Source organism: Croceivirga thetidis (assembly GCF_012272815.1).
GTDB lineage: Bacteria > Bacteroidota > Bacteroidia > Flavobacteriales > Flavobacteriaceae > Croceivirga > Croceivirga thetidis.
On sequence record NZ_JAAWWL010000003.1, the window covers coordinates 1 to 24392 of the forward strand.

Annotated in this window: 3 protein-coding genes; all 3 read right to left on the reverse strand. The window is 41.2% G+C overall.

The window, feature by feature from the left end; all coding sequences use genetic code 11:
* Positions 1 to 2640 (reverse strand): Calx-beta domain-containing protein (locus HCU67_RS15325; protein ID WP_168553550.1); only part of this gene is annotated, 2640 nt, incomplete at its 3' end.
* 77 nt (positions 2641 to 2717) lie between these two features.
* Positions 2718 to 3632, reverse strand: a complete 915-nt coding sequence (locus HCU67_RS15330; protein ID WP_168553551.1) for a PorP/SprF family type IX secretion system membrane protein — start codon at positions 3630 to 3632, stop codon at positions 2718 to 2720.
* A 244-nt stretch (positions 3633 to 3876) separates the two neighbouring features.
* A complete protein-coding gene (locus HCU67_RS15335; RefSeq protein ID WP_168553552.1) occupies positions 3877 to 24012 on the reverse strand; it encodes a Calx-beta domain-containing protein in 20136 nt (6711 codons plus the stop codon).
* Positions 24013 to 24392 lie beyond the last annotated feature (380 nt).

Sequence of the window (24392 nt, forward strand, 5' to 3'; positions counted from 1 at the left end):
GGTGCGTACCTCACCATCGTTACCGTCAAAGTTGAGCTGTCCGCTCTGTGCGGTATAGTCGTCCCCTGCAGTTGCCGAGCCGTTGCTTGTTGCGAAGTCAACGGTAAATGCCTGTGGGAAGTTACCCGTAAGCACGACATTGAATGTTGCGGTTCCGGCACCCTCATCGACGGTCACCTCGGTTGGGTCGAATGCAAGCCCTGTCACGCCGGGATCGGCATCGTTATCGGTGATGTTGCCCGTTGCATTTGCGGTGTTGATGGCCACAAGTGCAAGTGAAGGGTTTGAAAGTGTAAGGGTATAGTCCTCGGTAGCCTCGATGATATCATCTTCAAGGATGTCAATGGTAATGGTCTGAACCTCACCATCGTTTCCTGCGAAGTTTAGCTGACCTGTCTGTGCGGTAAAGTCGTCCCCGGCAGTTGCCGAGCCGTTGCTTGTTGCGAAGTCGACGGTGAATGCCTGTGGGAAGTTGCCCGTCAGCACCACGTTGAAAGTAGCGGTCCCATCGCCCTCGTTCACGGTGACCTCAGTTGGGTCGAAGGCAAGCCCCGTCACGCCGGGATCGGCATCGTTGTCGGTTATGTTGCCCGTTGCATTGGCGGTGTTGATGGCCACAAGTGCAAGTGAAGGGTTTGAAAGGGTAAGGGTATAGTCCTCTGTCGCCTCTATGATATCATCTTCAAGGATGTCAATGGTAATGGTGCGTACCTCACCATCGTTACCGTCAAAGTTGAGCTGTCCGCTCTGTGCGGTATAGTCGTCCCCTGCAGTTGCCGAGCCGTTGCTTGTTGCGAAGTCGACGGTAAATGCCTGTGGGAAGTTTCCGGTAAGCACGACGTTGAATGTAGCGGTTCCGGCACCCTCATCGACGGTCACCTCGGTTGGGTCGAAGGCAAGTCCCGTCACGCCGGGATCGGCATCGTTGTCTATAATGGTTATGGAGCTCGATAAATCTATATTTAGACTCCCTGTATTCGAAATTATATCTACAAAAAATGATTCTGAAAATTCAATAATTTCATCGTCTATTATTGGTATGTTTATAGGGAAAGTCTCCCCGTTATTCCCGATGAATGTATGTGAGTTATTAATTCCAGTAAAATCCTGTGTATTATTAGCAGTTCCATCACGGGTTTCATAATTAATTGTTGGTGGAACTTGGTAATTTCCAAATATGGTTACCAAGACTGTTGTAAATCCAACATCTTCATTTACTGATTGATTATTAATTGTTAAAGTAATGTTTTTACTGTCTGGAGTAACAATAATGTTGACGGTTGCTTGGTCTGATGTTCCATTAAAATCAATGATTTCATAAATGAACGAATCATTACCGTTGAAATAAGGATCTGGGGTGTATTCAACAAAATCATCGAGTGGATTATTTGGAGTCCCATTGTTGTTTATTATCGCAGAACCATTTGATGGACCAGAGACGATATTTAAAGAATTGGAAATGGCCGGACCATCTATACCGAAATCATCATTTTGAAGAATGTTTAGAGCATTATTTATAATATCCTCCGCTACAGTGAAATTGTCATTTGTCGCGTCTGGTAAATTATCTTCATTGACAGTTACGGTTACCGTAGATATGTTACAAACATTTTGATTGGGTGCAGGCAAACAAACTTCGATTTCGAACGTGTCCACTCCGTCAAACCCATTATCTGGTGTATAAGTAAATGTTCCATCAGGATTAAGGGTTAAACTGCCGTTTGTTGGAAAAGTATCAATGACATAAACTGAACCATCAGGAACATTATCATTTTCACCGACATTTCCATTTAATTCAGTTTTAAATTCAGTTTCAAATATATCATCAACGGCATAGGATTGTAGAAGAAAAAACTTTCCATCTCCATGATCATTTGAAGAGCCATAATACTCAATTGCTGTTATTGTAGAGCCAACTGGTGCTAAGTCTGATAACTCATATAATCCAATACCTATAACTTGTCCATTTTCATTATTTCTACCACTACTCCAATAATCGGAACCACTAGTTGGAGGTGCTTGTGGTTGAATACCGCTCATATTACCTGAAGTGCGGACAAACGTCTGCCCTAAGAGCTGCTCAGAACCCCCGCCATTTGGAATACCATAAATTCTTACGAATTGACAGTTATTACCACCTCTTTCCGTTACAGCTAAAATCCCGTCGGGATTCGAAGGGATTCCAGGGCTAAAAGAAATTGTTTGAATTTGAGCAACATTAGTATTAATAGCGTCGAAATCATTACAAAATTCATCTCCATTGCCATTAGAGACAAAGTAATGATTTAGATTCAGTGATTGGTACGCATCTAAAGCCAGGTTGTCCCAATTAGAAACAATACTTGAGGTAGCGATTTGAGTTCCATTAAGTAAAATATCGTTTGCATTATGGCCTGCATCACCCAATCTCGTAAGTTCATATGTACTTGGAATAACAAAGGTGTTATACTCCGTTCCATTAATTTCAATAGACTCTAATGTTGCTGACTGATTAAAATTAGTTTGTACGTCTGCCCAGTTAAAAACTACACCTGTCCTAATTGAATTTGCTTGGCCAATTACCTTTTCACCAAAAAAGAAAGAAATAACAAGTAATGAAATAGATAGCAGCCTTTGTGCGAAAATTTTTTTGGATATCATGAATTGTTCTACTTAAGAGATTGGGGTTTTATTGACTTTAAAGGTTTATTGGTAGTTAGCCTAGACTAACAGTATTCTTAAAAATATCGTGGGGAACGGTATAGGTTCGATCTCTTTATCGACTTCGGTTCAAAAATCAAAATCACTTCATGAGTGCCGCCTGAATACGGTCTAATTGTTGAAGTGGGTAGATCATAGGCATAACCAAGTCTTATCGAATTCGAAACTTGGTAATCCAAAAATGCACCAAAATTTGAAGCATCATTAAATCGGTATGAAGCTCCAAACCAAATCTTCTCGTAAAACAAAAAGCTGGCTGTGGCATCATAGGACATAGGAGCTCCATTTGTAAATCTTGTTATAAAAGCTGGCCTGAACTTTATATCAAGTGAAAGATCTAATACCAATCCAGCAATTGCATAATAACTATTCCGCTCAATGGCCTCAACGGCATTTAGACTTTCTATATTAAGACTGTTGTTCAAAATTCTTGGCGATGAAAAACCAGCATACCATCGATCAGTGGTAATGTAAACCCCTGCGCCGAAATTAGGATTCCAGTTATTGACAGCAACTGCATTTGGGTCAGTAGCATCAATAAGTTCCCTATTATAATTGGTAAAACCGGCTTTAAGTCCAAAAGAAAGGGTTGCCTCATATGAAATTGGTATGGTGTATGAGAAATCACCATAAACAAAATTCGTATTCTCAAAACCTAGTTGGTCAGAAATATAGGAGAGCCCCAATCCAACTTTTTCGTTGTTCAATGGCGTATGGAAAGAAAAGGTACTGGTAGTTGGATTTCCATCAATTCCAGACCATTGATTGCGATGTAAAGCGGTCATGTTCATTCCTTGCCGACTACCCGCATAAGCTGGGTTTATTGAAATGGTATTGAACATGTACTGCGTAAACTGCGGTAATTGCTGGGCAAAGGAATTAACCGAAAGAAATAGTATTGCAACAGAAAAAATTCTAAAGCAAAATTTCATAACAAAATAAGTTAAGTTGTTCGTTTTGACGGAATTAAACTTTGGGATGAAACTCCGAATCAAAAGAACAAATGTTATGAGTCAGCAAATAATTTTCACGTTCAAATACGCATATTTATCGTTCTAAATCTAAATTTTAGGACAACTAGTCAAATTTGAATGCATATTATTGATTTTTAATATAGATGAGTGAACAAAAAAAGAGGACGAATGTCCTCTTTTTAATGCCTATTGGTTTTAGCCGTTATTGGCTATTACCCAGATAGATATATCCATTGATTGGTTTAAATTCAGAACCTACAATATCAATAATATAGTAGTACGTACCTGCTGGTAAAATTCCTGAACGGCCTACCGCATTATCAGGTGCTGTTCCTCCCCAATCGTTTTGATAATTCTTTTCTTCATAAACCTTATCACCCCATCTATTGAATATCATGACGTCAAATGTCCACTCACAGTATTGTTCGCTACGAATTTTAAAGACTTCATTGATGCCATCACCATTAGGTGTTACGGTCTTAGAAATATCAAGGATCTCTGGCTTACATACCAAGCAATCATCATTAACACTAACCACTATATCAGCATAATAGGTACAGGTTCCGTTCACCGCGGCATATGATACTTCATAGTCTCCTACCACCAATCCGTAAGGCACAAATTGCGTATTATTAAGATAGGTACCAGGTGTTATGCTTGTAAACGTTCCGTTCTTATCAAAATGATCAGGTAGATAGTTAGTCAAATCTATAGGATCATCCAGCACACAGATATCAATAAAGACTTCTTCCAATTGTGCTTGCATCACGAAAATGGTCTGATAGAAAGTTACTTCATTACCACACTCATCTGTGGCATACCAAGTTCTTTCTATCATATAATCTTCAGTATCATCTGAGAAAATGGTCTCTTCGGTAAATGTGATTACTGGATCTGTACAGCCTCCAATATCTCCGATTTCCGGAACGGCTGGAATCTCATCCCCACACATAATTGTGATATCCTCAAAATTCGGATCAAACAACCTGTCGTCTTCTGGGTCAAGATAATCTGGAGTACCATCACCATCAGTATCGTCGTTGGTAGGATCACCATCGTTATTGGCGTCTTCATCAATACTATCAATGCCGTCTCCGTCGTCATCAACATCCCTATAATTAACATCCTCGGTACCGTCGGTGTCTGGAAGGTCATTTGCAGGATCATCAATTTCATCGTTAACATCAAAGCCATCGTTGACATCACTTCCTTCATAACCATCATCCAATCCGTCTCCATCAGTATCCACACCTGTATAGAATTGGTCAGGTACGCCATCAAAGTTGAAGTCATTACCTTCATTGTTATCAGGTACATTGTCATTGTCTGAATCTAAATCTCTTTGATCAACGGTTCCGTCATTATCCGTATCGACAGGTATCGTTCCTTCGTCTCCACTTCCTTCGTAAGCATCATCAAGTCCGTCGTTATCAGAATCGTTTCCTGAAGGAGGAATGTAGCCATCGGTAGTCTGTGACTCTACATTGTCTGGAATTCCATCATTGTCAGAATCAATATCAAGTCTATCAATAATACTGTCACCATCAGTATCCGTTGTTTCATCCCCTTCATAGATATCAAGAACACCATCGTTATCGTCGTCAATATCAATATAGTCAGGTACGTTATCACCATCGGTATCGATAGGGTCTAGATAATCTGGAATACCATCGCCGTCTGTATCATCATTTGTTGGGTCACCATCACCGTCAGGGTCTTCATCTTCTGTATTGACTCCATCACCATCGTCGTCTATGTCGCGATAGTTAACATCTTCCAACTGATCCGTATCCGGTAAATCATTAGCTGGATCATCAATCTCATCATTAACATCGAACCCATCGTTAACATCGCTTCCTTCATAACCATCATCCAATCCGTCCCCATCAGAATCAACACCAGTCAAGGTTTGGTCAGGTATTCCATCGAAGTTAAAGTCATTTCCTTCATTGTTATCAGGAACGGTATCATTGTCAGTATCCAAGTCCCTGAAGTCATCGGTGCCATCACCATCAGTATCTTCTGGGGTAACTCCTTCATCACCTGCTCCTTCATACGCGTCGTCCAAACCATCATTATCTGAATCGATTCCGGTTGGTGGAATGTAACCAGAAGTTGTTTGTGCTTCAACGTTATCTGGAATACCATCGTTGTCAGAGTCAATATCTATGCTATCAGGATATCCATCACCATCTGAATCAGTGGCAGTGTCGTCTTCAAGAGTATCCAAGATACCATCATTGTCATCATCGATATCTACAATATCCGGCACTAAATCGCCATCGGTATCAAATTCATCATCAATTATCGTAATTGTACCGGTATCATCATTGATTTGAGTTGCCGTTGTGGAAAGGTTCGATAGAACTACCATGAATAGTTCGTCGGTTTCCAATAGCACATCATTCGTAATTGGTATGGTTATCGATTGCGTTTCTCCATCGTTTCCTGCAAAGGTCACAATACCTGATGATTGGGTATAGTCCTCACCAGCTTCTGCAGTATCGTCAACGGTATTGAATTCTGCCATTAATCCATCTTGTACATCACCAGTTAGCGTTACCGTTAGTGTGGCCGTACCGTCGGTTTCATCAACGATAACATCATCAATAGTAAGACCTGTAACTCCTGGAATGTTGTCGTTGTCAACGATATTACCCGTGGCCGTATCCGTGCCATTTATTGTAATTAAAGTAGTTGACAAACCAGACAGAATTAAATTAAAGGATTCGGTTTCTTCAATTATGGTGTCATCAATAATTGGAATGGTCACCGAATGTACTTCAGCGTCATTACCGATGAAAGTCAAGGTACCGATTGTCTGGGTATAATCACTTGGCTGTTCTGCGGTACCGTCTGCGGTAGCGTAGTCAACGGTGAACCCACCTTGTACGTTACCGGTCAGTACTACATCGAAGGTCAACGTGCCGGCATCCTCATCAACGGTTACGTTGTCGGAATCAAATCGTATGCCCGTCACTCCAGGAATGGCATCGTTATCGATGATATTACCTGTTGCGGTGTTACCACCATTGATTGTAATCAACGGAGTTGATAGCGCCGAAAGTGTAACGGTCAGATCTTCTGTAAACTCGATTACGTTGTCGTCTATAATCGGGATAGTGATGGTCTGCACCTCGGTATCGATACCAACGAAGGTAAGGGTACCTGTAGTAGTTGTATAGTCACTAGGTTGCTCTGCAGTACCGTCGGTAGTTGCATAGTCAACGGTGAACCCACCTTGAACACTACCGGTCAGTACGACATCGAAGGTCATAGTACCTGCATCCTCATTTACAGTTACATTATTGTTGTCAAACCTTATACCGGTCACCCCAGGAATGGCGTCGTTATCAACGATATTACCTGTGGCCGTATCCGGTCCATTGATGGTAATTAAGGTCGTTGAAAGTGCCGATAGGGTAGCGGTCAGGTCTTCGGTAAATTCAATTACGTCATCGTCGATAATCGGAATTGTAATGGTCTGTACTTCAGCGTCATTACCGACGAAAGTCAAGGTACCGATTGTCTGGGTATAGTCACTTGGTTGTTCTGCGGTACCGTCTGCGGTAGCGTAGTCAACGGTGAACCCACCCTGTACGTTACCGGTCAGTACTACATCGAAGGTCAAAGTGCCGGCGTCCTCATCAACGGTTACGTTGTCGGAATCAAATCGTATGCCCGTTACTCCAGGAATGGCATCGTTATCGATGATATTACCTGTTGCGGTGTTACCACCATTGATTGTAATCAACGGAGTTGATAGCGCCGAAAGTGTAACGGTCAGATCTTCTGTAAACTCGATTACGTTGTCGTCTATAATCGGGATAGTGATGGTCTGCACCTCGTTATCGATACCAACGAAGGCAAGGGTACCTGTAGTAGCTGTATAGTCACTAGGTTGCTCCGCAGTACCGTCGGTAGTTGCATAGTCAACGGTGAACCCACCTTGAACACTACCGGTCAGTACGACATCGAAGGTCATAGTACCTGCATCCTCATTGACGGTAACATTGTTGTTGTCAAACCTTATACCGGTCACCCCAGGAATGGCGTCGTTATCAACGATATTACCTGTGGCCGTATCTGGGCCATTGATGGTAATCAAGGTCGTTGAAAGCGCCGATAGGGTAGCGGTCAGGTCTTCGGTAAATTCAATTACGTCATCGTCTATAATCGGAATTGTAATGGTCTGCACTTCAGCATCATTACCGACGAAAGTCAAGGTACCGATTGTCTGGGTATAGTCACTTGGCTGTTCTGCGGTACCGTCTGCGGTAGCGTAGTCAACGGTGAACCCACCCTGTATGTTACCGGTCAGTACTACATCGAAGGTCAACGTGCCCGCATCCTCATCAACGGTTACATTGTCGGAATCAAATCGTATGCCCGTCACTCCAGGAATGGCGTCGTTATCGATGATATTACCTGTTGCGGTGTTACCACCATTGATTGTAATCAACGGAGTTGAGAGAGCCGAAAGTGTAACGGTCAGATTTTCTGTAAACTCGATTACGTTGTCGTCTATAATCGGGATAGTGATGGTCTGCACCTCGTTATCGATACCAACGAAGGCAAGGGTACCTGTAGTAGCTGTATAGTCACTAGGTTGCTCTGCAGTACCGTCGGTAGTTGCATAGTCAACGGTGAACCCACCTTGAACACTACCGGTCAGTACGACATCGAAGGTCATAGTACCTGCATCCTCATTGACGGTTACATTATTGTTGTCAAACCTTATACCGGTCACCCCAGGAATGGCGTCGTTGTCATCAATTGTTCCAATGGCGTTTCCGTCCAACATGCCTATAGCACCATGAGAAATATTCGATAGCGTAATATCCAAAGTCTCACTGAACTCAATTATGTCGTCGTCTAGAATTGTTACCGTGACCAATTGTGTATCACCGGTTGTTGTTCCATTAGGGAATGTAACCGTGCCTGAAAGACTAGCCATATTGTAATCTGATGTATAGTTAGCCGTACCATCAGCAACAAGGAAGTCAACAGTGAAAGAATTCTGAACATCCGGTCCTGTATAAGTGATAACAAAATTCACGTTTCCAACAGATTCATCAACTGTGAAGTCAGCAACTGAGATTCCTTCTCCCGCACCTGTGCTGTCATTATCAATGATGTTTCCTGTACCTACACTCGGACCATTAATGGTAATTAAAGTGGTCGACAATCCAGAAAGGGTTACTGTCAAGTCCTCGGTTGGTTCAATTATCAAATCATCAATAATTGGAATTGTAATGGTCTGTACTTCTCCATCAATTCCTACGAAATTTAAGGTACCGACCATTGAAGTATAATCACTCGGTTGTACAGCGGTTCCATTTGCACTTGCGTAATTCACAGAGAAACCACCTTGAACACTTCCAGTTAGTACTACGTCAAACGTCATTGTTCCATCACCTTCATTGACTGTAACCGTATCATTTTGATATGAAATACCTGTTACTCCAGGAATATTATCATTGTCAATGATATCAATACTAGCTTGAGAATCATTGATAGCAATCAAACCGGTAGATAGATTTGTTAAATCAATCAGAAGTCTTTCCGTTGCTTCGATGACATCATCGTCAATGATAGTAATGGTTATTGGTTGAATTTCACCATCATTTCCAGCGAAAGTCAATGTGCCAGATTGTGCAATATAATCGCTAGGTGCCTCGGCACTTGCATCTGCAGTATCGAAATCTACAGTAAATCCGCCTTGAACATTTCCAGTCAATAATACATTCACTGTTGCCGTACCATCGGCTTCGTTAACGGTAATTGCATCATTTTGGAATGAAATACCGGTTGTGCCAGGTATATTATCGTTGTCAACGATATCAACAGTAGCTTGGGCATCATTTATTGCAATCAAGGTTGTTGAGAGGTTTGAAAGATTAATGAATAATCTTTCAGTAGCCTCAATAACATTATCATCGATAATCGGAACGGTAATCGACTGCATTTCACGGTGTACTCCTGTGAAAGTCAATGTTCCTGAAACAGCGGTATAATCACTTGGATTTTCCGCAGAACCATCTGCACTTGTGTAGTCGACCGTAAATCCACCTTGAACATTTCCTGTTAAGAGTACATTTATTGTTGCCGTACCATCAGCTTCGTTGACAATAATCGCGTCATTCTGAAACGAAATCCCCGTTGTACCAGGAATATTGTCATTATCTAAAATATCAACTGTAGCTTGCGAGTCATTAATTGCAATTAATGTAGTCGAAAGATTGGATAAATCAATCAGCAGTCTTTCGGTTGGTTCAATCACATTATCGTCAATTATTGGAATGGTAATTGGTCTTATTTCACCGTCATTACCTATAAATGTTAATGTTCCAGTAACCGCTGCATAATCAGAACCTGCTAAGGCAGAATCATCTGCAGAAGCAAAATCTATGGTAAAACCTCCTTGAACATTTCCAGTCAATAGCACATTGACCGTGGCTGTACCATCCGCCTCATTTACGGTAATTGCATCATTTTGGAATGATATACCTGTTGTACCAGGTATATTATCATTATCAATAATGTCAACCGTGGCTTGGGCATCATTTATACCTATCAATCCTGTTGAAAGATTTGAAAGATCGATTAAGAATTGCTCAGTTGGTTCAATAACATTATCATCTGTAATTGGAATTACAATAGGTTGAATCTCACCGTTATTTCCTACAAAAGTCAAGGTTCCAGAAACTGCAGTGTAATCCAATCCTGCTATTGCAGTATTATCTGCAGAATCAAAGTCGATTGTGAATCCACCTTGAACATTTCCTGTCAGTAAGACGTTTACGGTTGCAGTACCATCAGCTTCATTAACTGTAATTGCATCATTTTGGAATGAAATACCAGTTCCTGGGATATTGTCGTTGTCAATGATATCAACGCTTGCTTGAGAGTCGTTAATTGCAATTAAAGTTGTTGAAAGATTCAACAAGTTCATTAAGAACTGCTCCGTAGGTTCGATGAAATTATCATCGGTTATAGGCACAACGATAGGTTGAATTTCACCATCGTTCCCTACAAATGTTAAAGTACCTGTTACCGCTGTGTAATCAGCTCCAGCATTTGCAGAATTATCGGCTGATGCATAGTCAACTGTAAATCCGCCTTGAACATTACCTGTCAATAGTACATTCAGAGTGGCCGTTCCATCAGCTTCGTACACTACAACAGGGTCTGTCTGGAAAGATATTCCAGTTGTTCCTGGAATGTTATCATTATCGATAATGTCTACAGTAGCTTGTGAATCGTTAATTCCGATTAAGGTTGTCGATAAATTCGACAAATCAATTAATAATTGCTCTGTAGGTTCTATAACATTGTCATCGGTTATTGGAATAGTTATCGGATGTACTTCCCCATCGTTACCTGTAAAGGTTAATGTACCTGAAACAGCGGTATAGTCAGAACCGGCTAACGCTGTATTATCTGCAGAATCAAAGTCGATTGTGAATCCACCTTGAACGTTTCCAGATAGCAGTACATTAACAGTGGCAGTACCATCGGCTTCATTTACTGTTATTGCATCATTTTGGAATGAAATACCCGTTGTACCAGGGATATTGTCATTATCTATAATATCTACGCTAGCTTGAGAATCGTTTATTGCGATTAAGCTCGTTGATAGATTCGAAAGGTCTATTAAGAATCGCTCTGTTGGTTCAATTGAAGTATCGTCAATTATTGGTATGACAATTGGTTGTACTTCACCATCGGTACCTGCAAATGTCAATGTACCTGAGACTGCCGTATAATCAGCTCCTGCAATAGCAGCTAAATCTGCAGAATCATAGTCAATTGTGAAGCCACCTTGAACTTCCCCTGTCAAAAGGACATTCACCGTAACAGTTCCTGCACCTTCATTAACCGTAACTGGATCGTTTTGGAATGAAATACCGGTAACACCAGGTACGTTGTCATTGTCAATAATTTCAACTTCCCCTTGGGAATCATTGATTACAATTAGAGCTGTCGAAAGGTTCGATAAATCAATATTGAACATTTCCGTTGGTTCAATAAGAACATCATCAACTATTGGTATGGTAATCGATTGAATTTCACCATCGTTTCCAGCAAAGGTCAATGTTCCTGAAACAGCGGTATAGTCGACACCGGAATTAGCAGTATTATCTGCGGAATCGTAATCCACAGTAAAGCTACCCTGAACGTTGCCGGTCAAGACCACATTTACGGTTGCGGTACCGTCAGCTTCGTTTACTGTTACTGGGTCAGCCTGAAATGATAGACCTGAAACTCCGGGAACAAAATCATCATCCAAAATATTACCAAGACCTGAATTCACAGGGGCTCCGTTTGAGAACCCAACTCCAACATTGGATTGAACGTTGAATAATGTTAGCAACACATTCTCAGTCGGTTCGATAATATTATCATCAATTAAGGGTACATCAACAAAAATTGATGTAACAGTATCGCTAAAGGTCAATGTACCTGAAGAGTCAACATAATCTTGCCCTTGGAATGCAGTTCCATCGGCAGAATCAAAATCAACAGTAACAGTTTGACCAGGTGCTAGATTTCCTGTGAAATTCACTGTAAATCTTGCAGCAGGGTCAATACCCTCAGTAACGGTTATTACATTAGGGTCGAATGAAACTCCTACACCCGCAACATTATCATTATCGTTAATGGTAATGATACCTGTATCATCATTAATCGTAGGGGTGTTTGATCCACTTGTCAATAGAATTGATAAGTCTTCGGTCGGTTCTAGAAGATTATCATCATTAATGGTCACCGTAATGGTTTGTGATTCGTTGTGTGCACCAGAGAAGTTCAGAATACCAGTAGTTTGAACATAGTCAGCTGGTTCAGCAGCCGTACCATTAGTAGAGCTGAAATTAACGGTAAATCCTCCTGAAACATCACCTGTATTCAATACAGTCAAGGTAGCAGTTCCGTCACCTTCGTTCACGGTTACATCATCAATGCTTAAACCAAGTGCTAGACCGCCTTCGGTAACAAAAATTCGTTGGGTATGTGAATTTGAATTACCTGCACAATCCGTTGTTGACCAAGTTCTTACAATTGTATAGGTGGTACTGGTATTATCACCAATATAAGTTTCAGTGAAAACAACATTTGCAATTGTATCGCAATTATCGTTCGCTGTTAGTGTCTGTGGAGAAGGAACACTGGTATGAGCAGCGAAAGAATCTGCTGGCAATGACTCATTGAACGTAGGTGCTGCGTTATCTTCTACTGTAATGACTTGGGTATATGTAGCACTGATACGACCACAAGCATCTGTGAAAGTCCAAGTGTTTGTGTAGGTACCCTCTGAGGTACATGCTCCAGCTGGTGTGAATACTCCTGCCACCTTGTCTAGTATAAAATTACAAGAAGCTGGAACTGGTTCTAGTGCTTGTGCTGCATTTAAACCGGCGGTATCATCACAGCTTACCGTTCTGTCCAAACTATTGGCAACGGTTGCCCAATTGACCTGAGCCGGTTGCTGAACATCTATTATAGTTGGGTCATGTTCTCCAATACCACAGGCGTCGGTTGTACCAGAACTGTCAGTTGTAATAGGATCTGTATTTGTGACACCACTAAATGTCGCAGTTGCTTGTAATGGGAAACTACTTGTACAAGCCGTTTCAAGGTAATAACATGAAGGACTTAATTGAATATCGAAGTTGATGTCAAAAGCATCACCCATGTTAATAAAACCATTTGCAACATCGAACAGTAATGTTCTTGTCATTGCATCATAAGAGTGGGTTACCCCTGATGGCAAGGTTCCAACATTAGAGAACTCAGCTTCATTCGGTATGACCACGCTAATGACCAAATCTTGTATATCATCATTACCCACGTTGTTAACATTGAGCGTCATGGGCACAATGTCACCTGGGTTATGTGGGCCTGCTGTGTTCGCATCCAAACTCAATGCGCCTAAACTCGGTTGGTACACATCAACACTCATACCCATCAAGTAAAGCCCGTAAGATTCTTGATCCGTGGTTATTTTGAAACGTGCAAACGTTTGGTCATTACCAATCAAAAGGTTTCCGGTATTGTTCAATTGAAATTTTCCGGCATCGAAACCTAACGTATTGGTACTTGGAACATTTCGATTTACAAAATTCGCCCCATCCAACGTAATGCGGCTATTAAAGAAGTTGTTTGAAGGCCTTAATGCTGTTGAGATATTTGTCCAGTTGTTGCTGGTATCGTTTATCAAGAATTGATCACCTCCTAAATCTCGGTCTCCTTCCAATGATCCGATCATCATTTTCGTATTTACATTACCGGCCGGAATTGTTTGGAATCCACTAAAGTTAAATTCAGTTTCACCCTCACCATTAGAAGCATAAGTATGTACATAACCATCGTAAAGCGTGATGTTCTTGGGATCTAGGGAAATATTTTCATAGACAAATACAATCTGCCATCCACCTGAAGTTCCAATAATACCTCCACCATGGCTGATAACTTGCATTTCAGTTGCTTTTACGTTACCAACTTGATAGGTTCCGAACGGAGATGCAAGTGCATTTACATCGGCGGTAATATCTTTCACACAGACGTAAGGATCATTCTGGAATGATTCGTCACGACCGCGATACAATACTTCATCTGCGGCAACCGTGGTATAGGTAGATTGCCCTGGTAACATCAATTTGATTTCGTTATAGTTCCAGGTTGGTTCAGTGGCACCTCCACCAGTTACACCGTCATAAGGTTTGTCTGCTGCAGCCCAGTAGATATAGGCTCTTTCTATATTCAGACAGCTCAAGGTCGGTTCTGGGTTGACCAGGTTTGCATTTGTTGAATTGAATGTTGTTGGGTCACTGTCAATATCAACAAATACATTGTCCCAGAAATCATGGTTACCATCTTCACCATTATACGCAGTGGTTTGATTTCTAGAGAGTACATTATTGGCAATCATTGTAAAATCACCGTGTATGTTACCTTGGTAACGGATTTCAAAATCCTTTTTAAGGTTGGTGTCGTTAACATAAAGGTTAACAGTAGCCGTTACTGTACTTCCATTACTATCCGTTATACTGTAAACAAAAGAATCACTACCGTTAAAGGTCGGGCTTGGAGCATAATCGAAGTAATCATCTGTTTGGTCCGCAGGTGTACCGTTATTGTTAACGGTAACAGTTCCATTTACTGGGTTCGTTACGACTTGTAACGCATTACTTGCAGCAGGACCGTCAAAACCAAAATCATCATTTGGAAGTACATCCAACGCTTTATTCGAGTTGTCTTGGAATACAACAAAAGAATCATCTACGGCAGTTGGTTGGTGGTCAATGTCAACTATAGTTGCAGATGCACTATTGTTTGTAATGGTAATTAAATTTGGATTGACCCCGGTAAGGTTAATGGCCAAGGTCTCGTTACCTTCTAGTAAAGCATCTTGTAAAATATTCACAGGTACTTGAAGTACTTCACCATTAGCTCCTGAAAAATTCAAAGTGCCCGTAGGTGATGATACAGTATAATCGCTTCCTTGTGTGGTACTACCATCTACTATCTGATAGTTTACTGTAAATCCTCCGGCAATTGGGTCCCCGGTATAGGTTACTTCAAAATTTTCTGTAGTAAATACTTCATTGACCGTGAAGCCGGTAACATCAATTGCGCCGCCATCATTATCTTGAATAATACCGTCGGCAACTGCTGTACCAATGCTTACAACTGGGTCTGAAGCATTAGAAATGGTAATTTGTAAGTTTTCATCAAATTCAATAAAGTTGTCTTGTAGAATGTCTACAGTCACAGCTCTTACTTCGTTGTCGTTACCTGTAAAGGTTAAAGAGCCGCTGGCAAATGGCGCCGTGTAATCACTACCTGCTGTGGCGGTTCCATCTGTTACGACATAATCAACTGTGAAACCTGCAGTTACGGTATCGCCATTGTACTGGACTTCAAAATTTACTGAGGTGTTTTGTTCGATTAGTGTGAAACCTGAAGCAGAAACGGTACCACCATCATCATCTGCAATATTTCCTACTGCTGAATTGTTCAATAATCGAATTCCAACATTTGAACGAATGGCTATTAAATCAAAATCAAATTGTTCATTTGGTTCGATCACATTATCGTTGATTATTGGTATGGTAATCGAGCGCGATTTAATTGCATTTGTAAATGTTAACGTAGTTGGTGTTGGGCTGGCTGTGAAATCCGTCGAATTAAATGCGGTTACACCATTTACCAAATAATCAACCTCAACTACTTCGGCAGCTTCTAAGTCTCCATTGAAGGTAATGGTAAAAGTTGCACTTACGGTATCACCAGGGTCACCTTCTGTGACCGATACCGATAAGTTTTGAAAGTCAATACCCTTATCAGCTGTGTTGTCATTATCAGTAATCGTACCAACTGCATTTCCATCTACAATATTGATGATAGGGTAGATGGACAAATTCGAAAGGGTAAAGGTTAATTGTTCATCTTGTTCTATGAAGACATCTTCGTTAATCGTTACTGCTATTGATTGTTGGTCTCCGTTACTAGTGCCCGCTGGGAATGTCAATGTTCCGTTGGCTACGGCATTATAATCCGTGCCATTAGTTGCTGTTACGTCGGTAATATCGAAATCGACCGTAAAACTATCTTGAACTGTTGCTCCATTGTAGGTAATCACGAAATTGGTCGAACCAGCACTTTCGTCAACCGTAAAATCTGCTACAGAAAGACCAGTATTTGGTGCGGCTAAGTCGTTATCGATAATTGTTCCATCACCCAGCCCATCTACAATATTTAATAGCGGTGTAGAGAGGTTTGATAACTGTACGGATAAGTCCTCATTTCCCTCAATGACAAGATCGTCGATAATGCTAAATGGAATGTTTTGCGTATCGCCATTGGCTGTACCTGCTGGGAAAGTCAGTTGACCACTAACGGTACCCGAAAAATCAGTACCGAAGTTTGCGGTTCCATCTATAATGGCATAGTCAACTGTAAACGAATTTTGAACGGTTGCCCCACGATAGGTAACCACAAAGTTTACATTACCGGCATTTTCATTTTCGGCAAGGTCGGTAACTTCAAGACCAGTAGCGGGAGTTGCAAAATCATTGTCAATGATAGTACCAGTTCCATCAGCATCAACCAAATTCAATAACGTGGTTGATAGGTTGCTTAATTGAACAGTTAGCGTTTCATTACCTTCTATAATTGCATCTTCTAGAATGGTAACTGAAATGTTACGTTGTGTTCCGCTAGTTGAACCTGCAGGAAATATTACCTGACCCGCAAGGGTTGCATTGAAATCCGATCCCGATATTGCGGTTCCATCTGATATCAAGTAATCCGCTGTAAAACTTTGTTGAACCTCTGGACCATTGTACGTAACCACAAAGTTCGCGGTGCCTACATTTTCATTTACACTGAAATTACCAACACTTAAACCGGTCGTTGGGCTAGCGACATCATTATCTATGATAGTACCTAAAGCGCTATCGTCTACCAAGTTTAATAATGGAGTTGAAAGATTGGATAGTAAAATGTTTAAATCTTCATCACCCTCAATAATGGCGTCATCAGCAATTGAAACGTTCACAACTTGGGTATCTCCGTTTATCGTACCTGCTGGGAAGGTGATTTGTGAGGACAGGGTTGCAAAATAATCCGTCCCCGAAATTGCACTTCCGTTAGTGATATCATAGTCAACAGTAAATGAACTTTGAACCGTTGCCCCATTGTAGGTAATTACAAATTGAGTGCTACCAATATTTTCATTTACAGAAATATCTGCGACACTTAAACCAGTTGTGGGAGAAGCGACATCATCATCAAGTATAATCCCTTCTGCATCCGCATCAACCAAGTTGATCAAACTAGTTGATAGATTGGATAGTAAAATGGAAAGATTTTCATCACCTTCAATAATCGTATCATCAGTGATGGTCACGGTAACTGTCTGTTGGTCACCATTTGTTGTACCAGCTGCAAAGGTCAACTGTCCATTTAAAGTTGCGGTGTAGTCAGAACCGCTGGTAGCCGAACCGTCAGAAATTGCGTAATCTACTGTAAATGCGCTTTGTACATCAGCACCATTATAACTAACTACAAAATCAGCTGTACCTGCATTTTCATTAACAGAGAAGTCTGCGACTGAAAGCCCAGTTGTCGGCGCAGCAACATCATTATCAGTTATTGTTCCCGTAGCTGTATCGTCAACCAAACTAATAATGGAAGTAGATAAGTTCGTCAAGTTAATGGAAAGGTCTTCATCACCTTCAATAAGGGCATCATCAATAACCGTTACGGTAATCGTTTGTTGGTCTCCATTGACTGTATTTGCCGGGAACGATACCTGGCCTGTTAACGCAGCTGTAAAGTCGTTGCCTGAAATTGCGGTGCCATCTGAAAAGGTATAATCTGCGGTAAATGCATTTTGTAATGAAGGACCTGTGTAACTAACCACAAAATCTACAGTTCCCACATTTTCATTAACTGTAAAATCCGATACTGCTATACCATCGGTAGGGCCCGCCATTTCATCATCGTTGATGGTACCAACTGCATTTGGATCTACCAAATTGATAAGTGTTGTAGAAAGGTTACTCAAAACAATGTCAAGAGTTTCATCTCCCTCCAAAATGGTATCATCCATTATGGTTACCGTAATGTTTTGTGAATCACCATTTGTTGTACCTGCTGGGAATGTCAGTTGTGCACTTAAGGTTGCAGAGTAATCAGAACCTGACGTAGCTGTATTGTCAGTAATGGTGTAATCCACGGTAAAACCATCTTGAACCGTAGCACCGTTATAGTATACGATAAAGTCAGCTGTTGCACCGGTTTCGGCAATTGTAAAATCAGAAACGGAAAGCCCTGTTGTCGGTGAGCCATCGTTATCATTTATGGTTCCAACACCATCAGCATCAACAAGGTTTATAAGTGTAGTTGAAAGGTTTGAAAGCTGAATATTCAAAGTTTCGTTGTCTTCAACCAAAGTATCGTCAGCAATATTTATGGTCACGGTCTGTTGGTTTCCGTTTGAAGTGCCAGCAGCAAAGGACAGCTGCCCAGAAATGGTTGCATTATAATCAGAACCTGCTAAGGCCGTACCATCTGTAATATCATAATCAACCGTAAAGGCGTCTTGTACGGTTGCTCCATTGTAAGTTATCGTGAAATCAGCTGTTCCGGCATTCTCGTTGACAGTGAAATCTGAAACTGAAAGACCGGCGGTAGGATCACCATCATTATCATTTATCGTTCCAGAAGCAGTTTCCGTTGGTTGACCTCCCACAAAAACAGCACCAATCGAAGAGCGGAGATTTGATAGAATTAAATTAAATGACTCTTGGGCTTCAATAAGACCATCGTCACTTATTGGTATGTCAATATTATCGGAGTAGTTAAAACTGTGGAAGGTCAGGGTGCCTGAAGCTGAGGTATAATCACCTGGGGCTACAGCAGAGCCATCAGTGGTGTTGTAATCGACAACGACTGTTCTAAAAAATGGAATAAACCCACCTGTAAAACGTACTGTAAATCGCGCAAAGGTGTCCGTGCCTTCGGTTACAATGACTGCATTGTTGTCGAAACCAACCGAACCTGCCGAATCATCGTCTTGAATAGTACCTTCAGCATCGAAGTCCACAAAATTGATAGAAGTATTTGAGATATTTGATAGGATAATATCCAAGGTTTCGTCACTTTCAAAATCGGAATCATCAATTATAGTGACTGTTATGGTTTGTTGATCTCCGTTTGTGGTGCCAGCTGGGAAAGTAACTTGGCCGGTTAATGTAGCCGTATAGTCAGTACCTGAGTTTGCCGTGTCATCATTGATGACATAATCCATAGTAAAACTATCTTGAACGTCAGGACCTACATAAGAAATGACAAAATCGACCGAACCGTCGCCTTCGCCAATGGTAAAATCAGCTACTGATATACCTTGGCCAGGACCAGAAGCATCGTTATCGGTAATGGTTCCAGTGGCCGTATCTGAAATGTCACCAGCAAAACCATTGCCATTGGTCATGCCAAGAGTAAAGGTTTCATCGGCCTCAATTAAAGCGTCGTCAAATGCTGGAACGTTTATGGTCACTGATGTTGCACTAGCACCTAAAACGCCACTAGCTACCGGAGTATAATCGGTTGCTGAGGTCGTAACGTCAGTGTAGGTCAAGTCAAAGGTTATATCTTGGGCAACCACATGCGAAGGGGTTACCACGAATGCCAATGAAGCCCCTTCAGCGGCACTCGCGTCAGCTACTGTAAGACTAGGTCTTAAAAATAGATTTGCAGCGTCACTTGTGTAACTGGCGCAGTTGTTATCAGAAGAAGTAACAACCAATCGATAGTCATTATCATGTTCCCCTGCCGGCACAGCAGTTAGTGTAAGACTATTGGTCGTAGCACCAGAATAGATACCTCCATCAGTAATATCACTCCAACTAGTTCCATTATTGGTGCTTTCTTGCCATTGATAACTCAATATTGCCCCACCGGAAACACTGGCAGTAAAACTAGTGTTGTCAGCGATATTAGTCAGTTGATCGGCAGGTTGGGTATCAAATGTTACAGCTATAGGGGCGTTGGTCACTGCACTATTGGTACCGGTGTATCCACCTTGCCCTGTTACTTGACCGCTTGCATCAACACTTACCGGAGAATTACCTAATCGACCATCATTGTCCCCATCAGAGTGACCGGCTTCTACCGTATCAAAACAACCGTCATTATCCGAATCTAAATCCAAATAATTTGCTAGGCCATCACCATCATTATCGCAACCAACTGAACTTAGATTACCAAAAAAGAAAACCTTTGCATCAGCCCCATCATTTGTTGACGAGGGACCGTAAGAGATTCTGATACCATAAAGTTGGGTTCCAGGAGTAACTAAATCATCAACGGGATATAAGGCCATATGAATATCTTGCCCATTATTTACTCTATGTTCTAGATCAGAGTAGTCAGTTGTCGCCACTGAAATGGAATTACCAATTACATTTCCATTAAAATCAAGGGCTTGAATTACCTGAGGATTATTTCCACCTTGCTCGGTTACAGCAACAAAACCACCATCAGTAGATAGTATTGGGGTGTTATATCGTACTTCAGAATAATCCCCATTTGAATAATCCTCCCCGGATTCTAACCGAACATAATTGTTCAGGTTTCTACTTTGGAAACCAATTAAAACATCATTATCAAAGTTGGGATTTGATGACCTATTAAAAGGTTGACTTCCGTTTTCATGATACCGGATATTCGCTTCATCATTAACCGTAAACATGGTCATGTAGGAATCAGGAACGATAAAATCGGAATAAGTGGTACCGCCGTAGGTAATGCTATTCAATATGTGTGGTACAGTCTGATCATTTGGATTCGAAGAAGTAATATCGAAAGTAAATGGTAATGGTCCCGTTAAACCACTATCTGAAAAGTCACATTCATTAACATCCAAAATACCATCGTTGTCATCATCAACATCGCAGAAGTCTGAAATTCCATCTCCATCGGTATCTGTATTTCCGGAAGCCAATGCGTCACAAGGATCAATGGTTGTAAGCGTAGCACTTTCAGATAATGAAATACAGTTGTTTTCACCATGTGTAATAATGACCGTATAAGTATTACCATCTAATCCCGTAACATTTGAAATAACCAAAGTAGCTGTGCCGGTTCCTGAGTATACACCACCATCTGACAATGGAGCACCATTTTCTTGCCATTGATAATTTAATTGGGCTGAACTATCAATACCGTTGGACCCATTATAATTAGGTGCCCCTGCACCGGTAAATGTTATAGTATTAGTTGCAGTGGCCGCTACTGTAAAACTAGCAGCACTACCTTCGTTTGCTGATTGATTGGTTGGTGCGGTATCAACAGCAGCTTCGGTTGCTACAATTTCATTGCCGGTAGCGCCGCTATAACCTGTGGCAAAACCGGTTACTTGACCATCTGCATCCGTTCCCGTGCCGTCTAAAAAACCATCATTGTCACCATCTGTATGACCAGCTTCTACGGTATCAAAACAACCATCATTATCTGAATCGGTATCCACATAATCAGCGTTGCCATCCCGGTCAGTATCACGAAAACGTAAACCCTCAAGGGTAATAATTATATCATCCCAAAGGCCGTACGCTTTTGTAGCATCATCGTCTTGATAGTCAAAAATGTAAAATCGAATGCTATAAGTCGTATTTGGTTGTGCGACAATGGGATTTCCGCTACCATCCAAATAAATAAAAGTATCCGATGCATCAGGAGTATTCGTTTCTCCATGCTGTACTCCATTCGCTAAAGTGAATGAGGTGGCAAAATTATCGGTTGACCATAAGGCCGTTGCCTTAAAGCTGTCACCATTTCTGTCATTATTAAAACCAGCGTCCTCATATGTCAAAAGATAGACCTGGGTAAAAATGAACTGGTCTATCTCTGAAGATGTAGTAAAGCTGTATTCTATATACGCATCATTGGCGAAGGCATCTGCGTAGGTCGCGTAACCAGGGTCTGAAAGATGCAATTCGTTACCGACCATGGTTGCGCTGATACCGCTACCATAAGACTCGTCGTTTGTTGTGGTCAATACCCAATTGGTTAACTCTGGAAAAGCATTTTCGATGTTTCTAGGGTTGGATGCTTCGTTATGTGAATATAGAATGGCACCATTAAAACTATCGGTCACCTCATTGGTGTCCAATATTCCATCGTTATCATCATCTTGGTCACAAATATCCGCGATTCCGTCATTATCAAAATCAGGATTTCCAGAGGCAACTGGATCACATGGATCAACTGAACTAAGCACATAGCTATAGTTTGCGCTTCCGCTAACATATTGTTCATTTAATACATTGTCACCGGTTACATCAACACCATTCACCAAATTTTGGGTTATGTTGTTGTCAGGGCTAACTTCAATGGTATATTCGACATATAAACTTTGACCTGGAGCAAGAATATCACTGCTATTTCCTACCAAAAGGTCAACCCCGTCACCATATGTGCTACCAGTAGCACCGTCAAAACCTGTATTTGCGGATGGAGGATTTGATGCACTTACATTTGTAACCGTAGGGCCTGAAACCAATTGCACAAAACTGGCACCAAAAATATTGGCTACAGGGTCAATTGCAGACAGTCGATATACATTAACATCGTTTGTTGCATCAGCCTCAATCGTCACTCTATAGGTAAGGTCGCGATTTCCACTCGTTCCACTTGAGGCAACGACATCACCGACCAAGGTTTTTGAAACGTTAAAATCGGCTTGGTAATCAAATTGAACACCTAAGCCGTTTCTACAAGTTCCTGAAGGTCCTTCGGGTAATCCCCATGTCGGGTCTTCACCATCTGTTGTTCTTGCGAATACCGTTGTGCCCAAGGTATCATCCATATTGATGAATCCAGTCGTCCATCGGCTATGTCTTCTTCCATTTAGAGGAATTGGCCCCACATTTAAAGTGATATCGACATAGTCTTCTTGGTCGGGTGCCAAGGTACCATCAGTTACTAAAGTTTGGTCAGGTGTAACACTGCTGCCACCTATTGTACTTGCATTACCATTATAATTCGGGTTTACAGTTAGCAATCCGTTCGCAGAATTTGATACGGAGATGGAATTGATAGGCATATTATTGTACAACTGATTCAGTTCATCAGTGTATGTAATATTGTTTGCCGTACCACCTGTATTTGCATCATTGTCATAGTTACCAAGCGTCACTCTGAATACAAAATCATAAGTACCGTCTAAATTTGGCTGAATCAAGCCATTATAACCTAGAGGGCTACCTCCTTGAAAAACTTCCAATGCACCACCCGGTATGATGTCCGAATCATACATGGGCTGGGTGTCTTCATTATCGGTATCGGTTTGTGGGCCGTCAACCACATTATTACCAGATACGGTACCAGACCAGTTGTAAATGTTGCCATCGGGCCATAGCGCAGTAGTCGAAGTAATTGTGAAAACAATCGTAAGGTTCGAATTTGGACCTAGGCATTTACCTGTCGTGGGGTCGATAATAGTTCCTGAGGGGTTGGTCGTGCTAAAGCCAGATGCACTGGTATCCAAATCGCTAATATCAAAGCCTGAACCGCTTAAATCGGTTATGCTGATATTATCAATATTTGGCAGTGAAGATAAATCAACGGTAATCTGAGGCGAACATACGTCATTATCAGAATCATCATTGAATAAACGTACTGAAAAGCACTGTCTGAAATTACCATCCTTGGTTTTGCCGAACGAGCGGATGTTACCATCAGCCCGAACTTGACCCATTAGGTTTGAAAGGGTCAAAAAAGCAATAACGAAAAGGCCTCGACTTAATAGTGTAATTTTTGACGACATAAAATTAAGGTTAGTCTGTTCTGTTGATTGTTAAAAACATAGAGAACAGCCCACCTTAAAGCTTTTGCCCGTGCAAAAATTAGGGATGTAAATTGGTTCAGCATTAGGTTAAGTTCTACTATGTTGGATTTTGTTGACGTATGATTTGGGTCATACAAAGGTATTTTTCAATACCCACTTATTTGTTTGGTTAACGCTAGTTGAAAATGGTGCAAAGACCTCTTACAATTAACGTTAGACAAAAAAAGTTAAATTTTTAGTCCTGTGCAGTAAATTGTTGTGTAACAGGCTTATTTGTAGGTCATTTAGGGAATTTCAAGAAGTATGTTAATTTTTCCCAATAAGATTACCCTCTTGCTTTTGACTGCCTTTAGTGATAT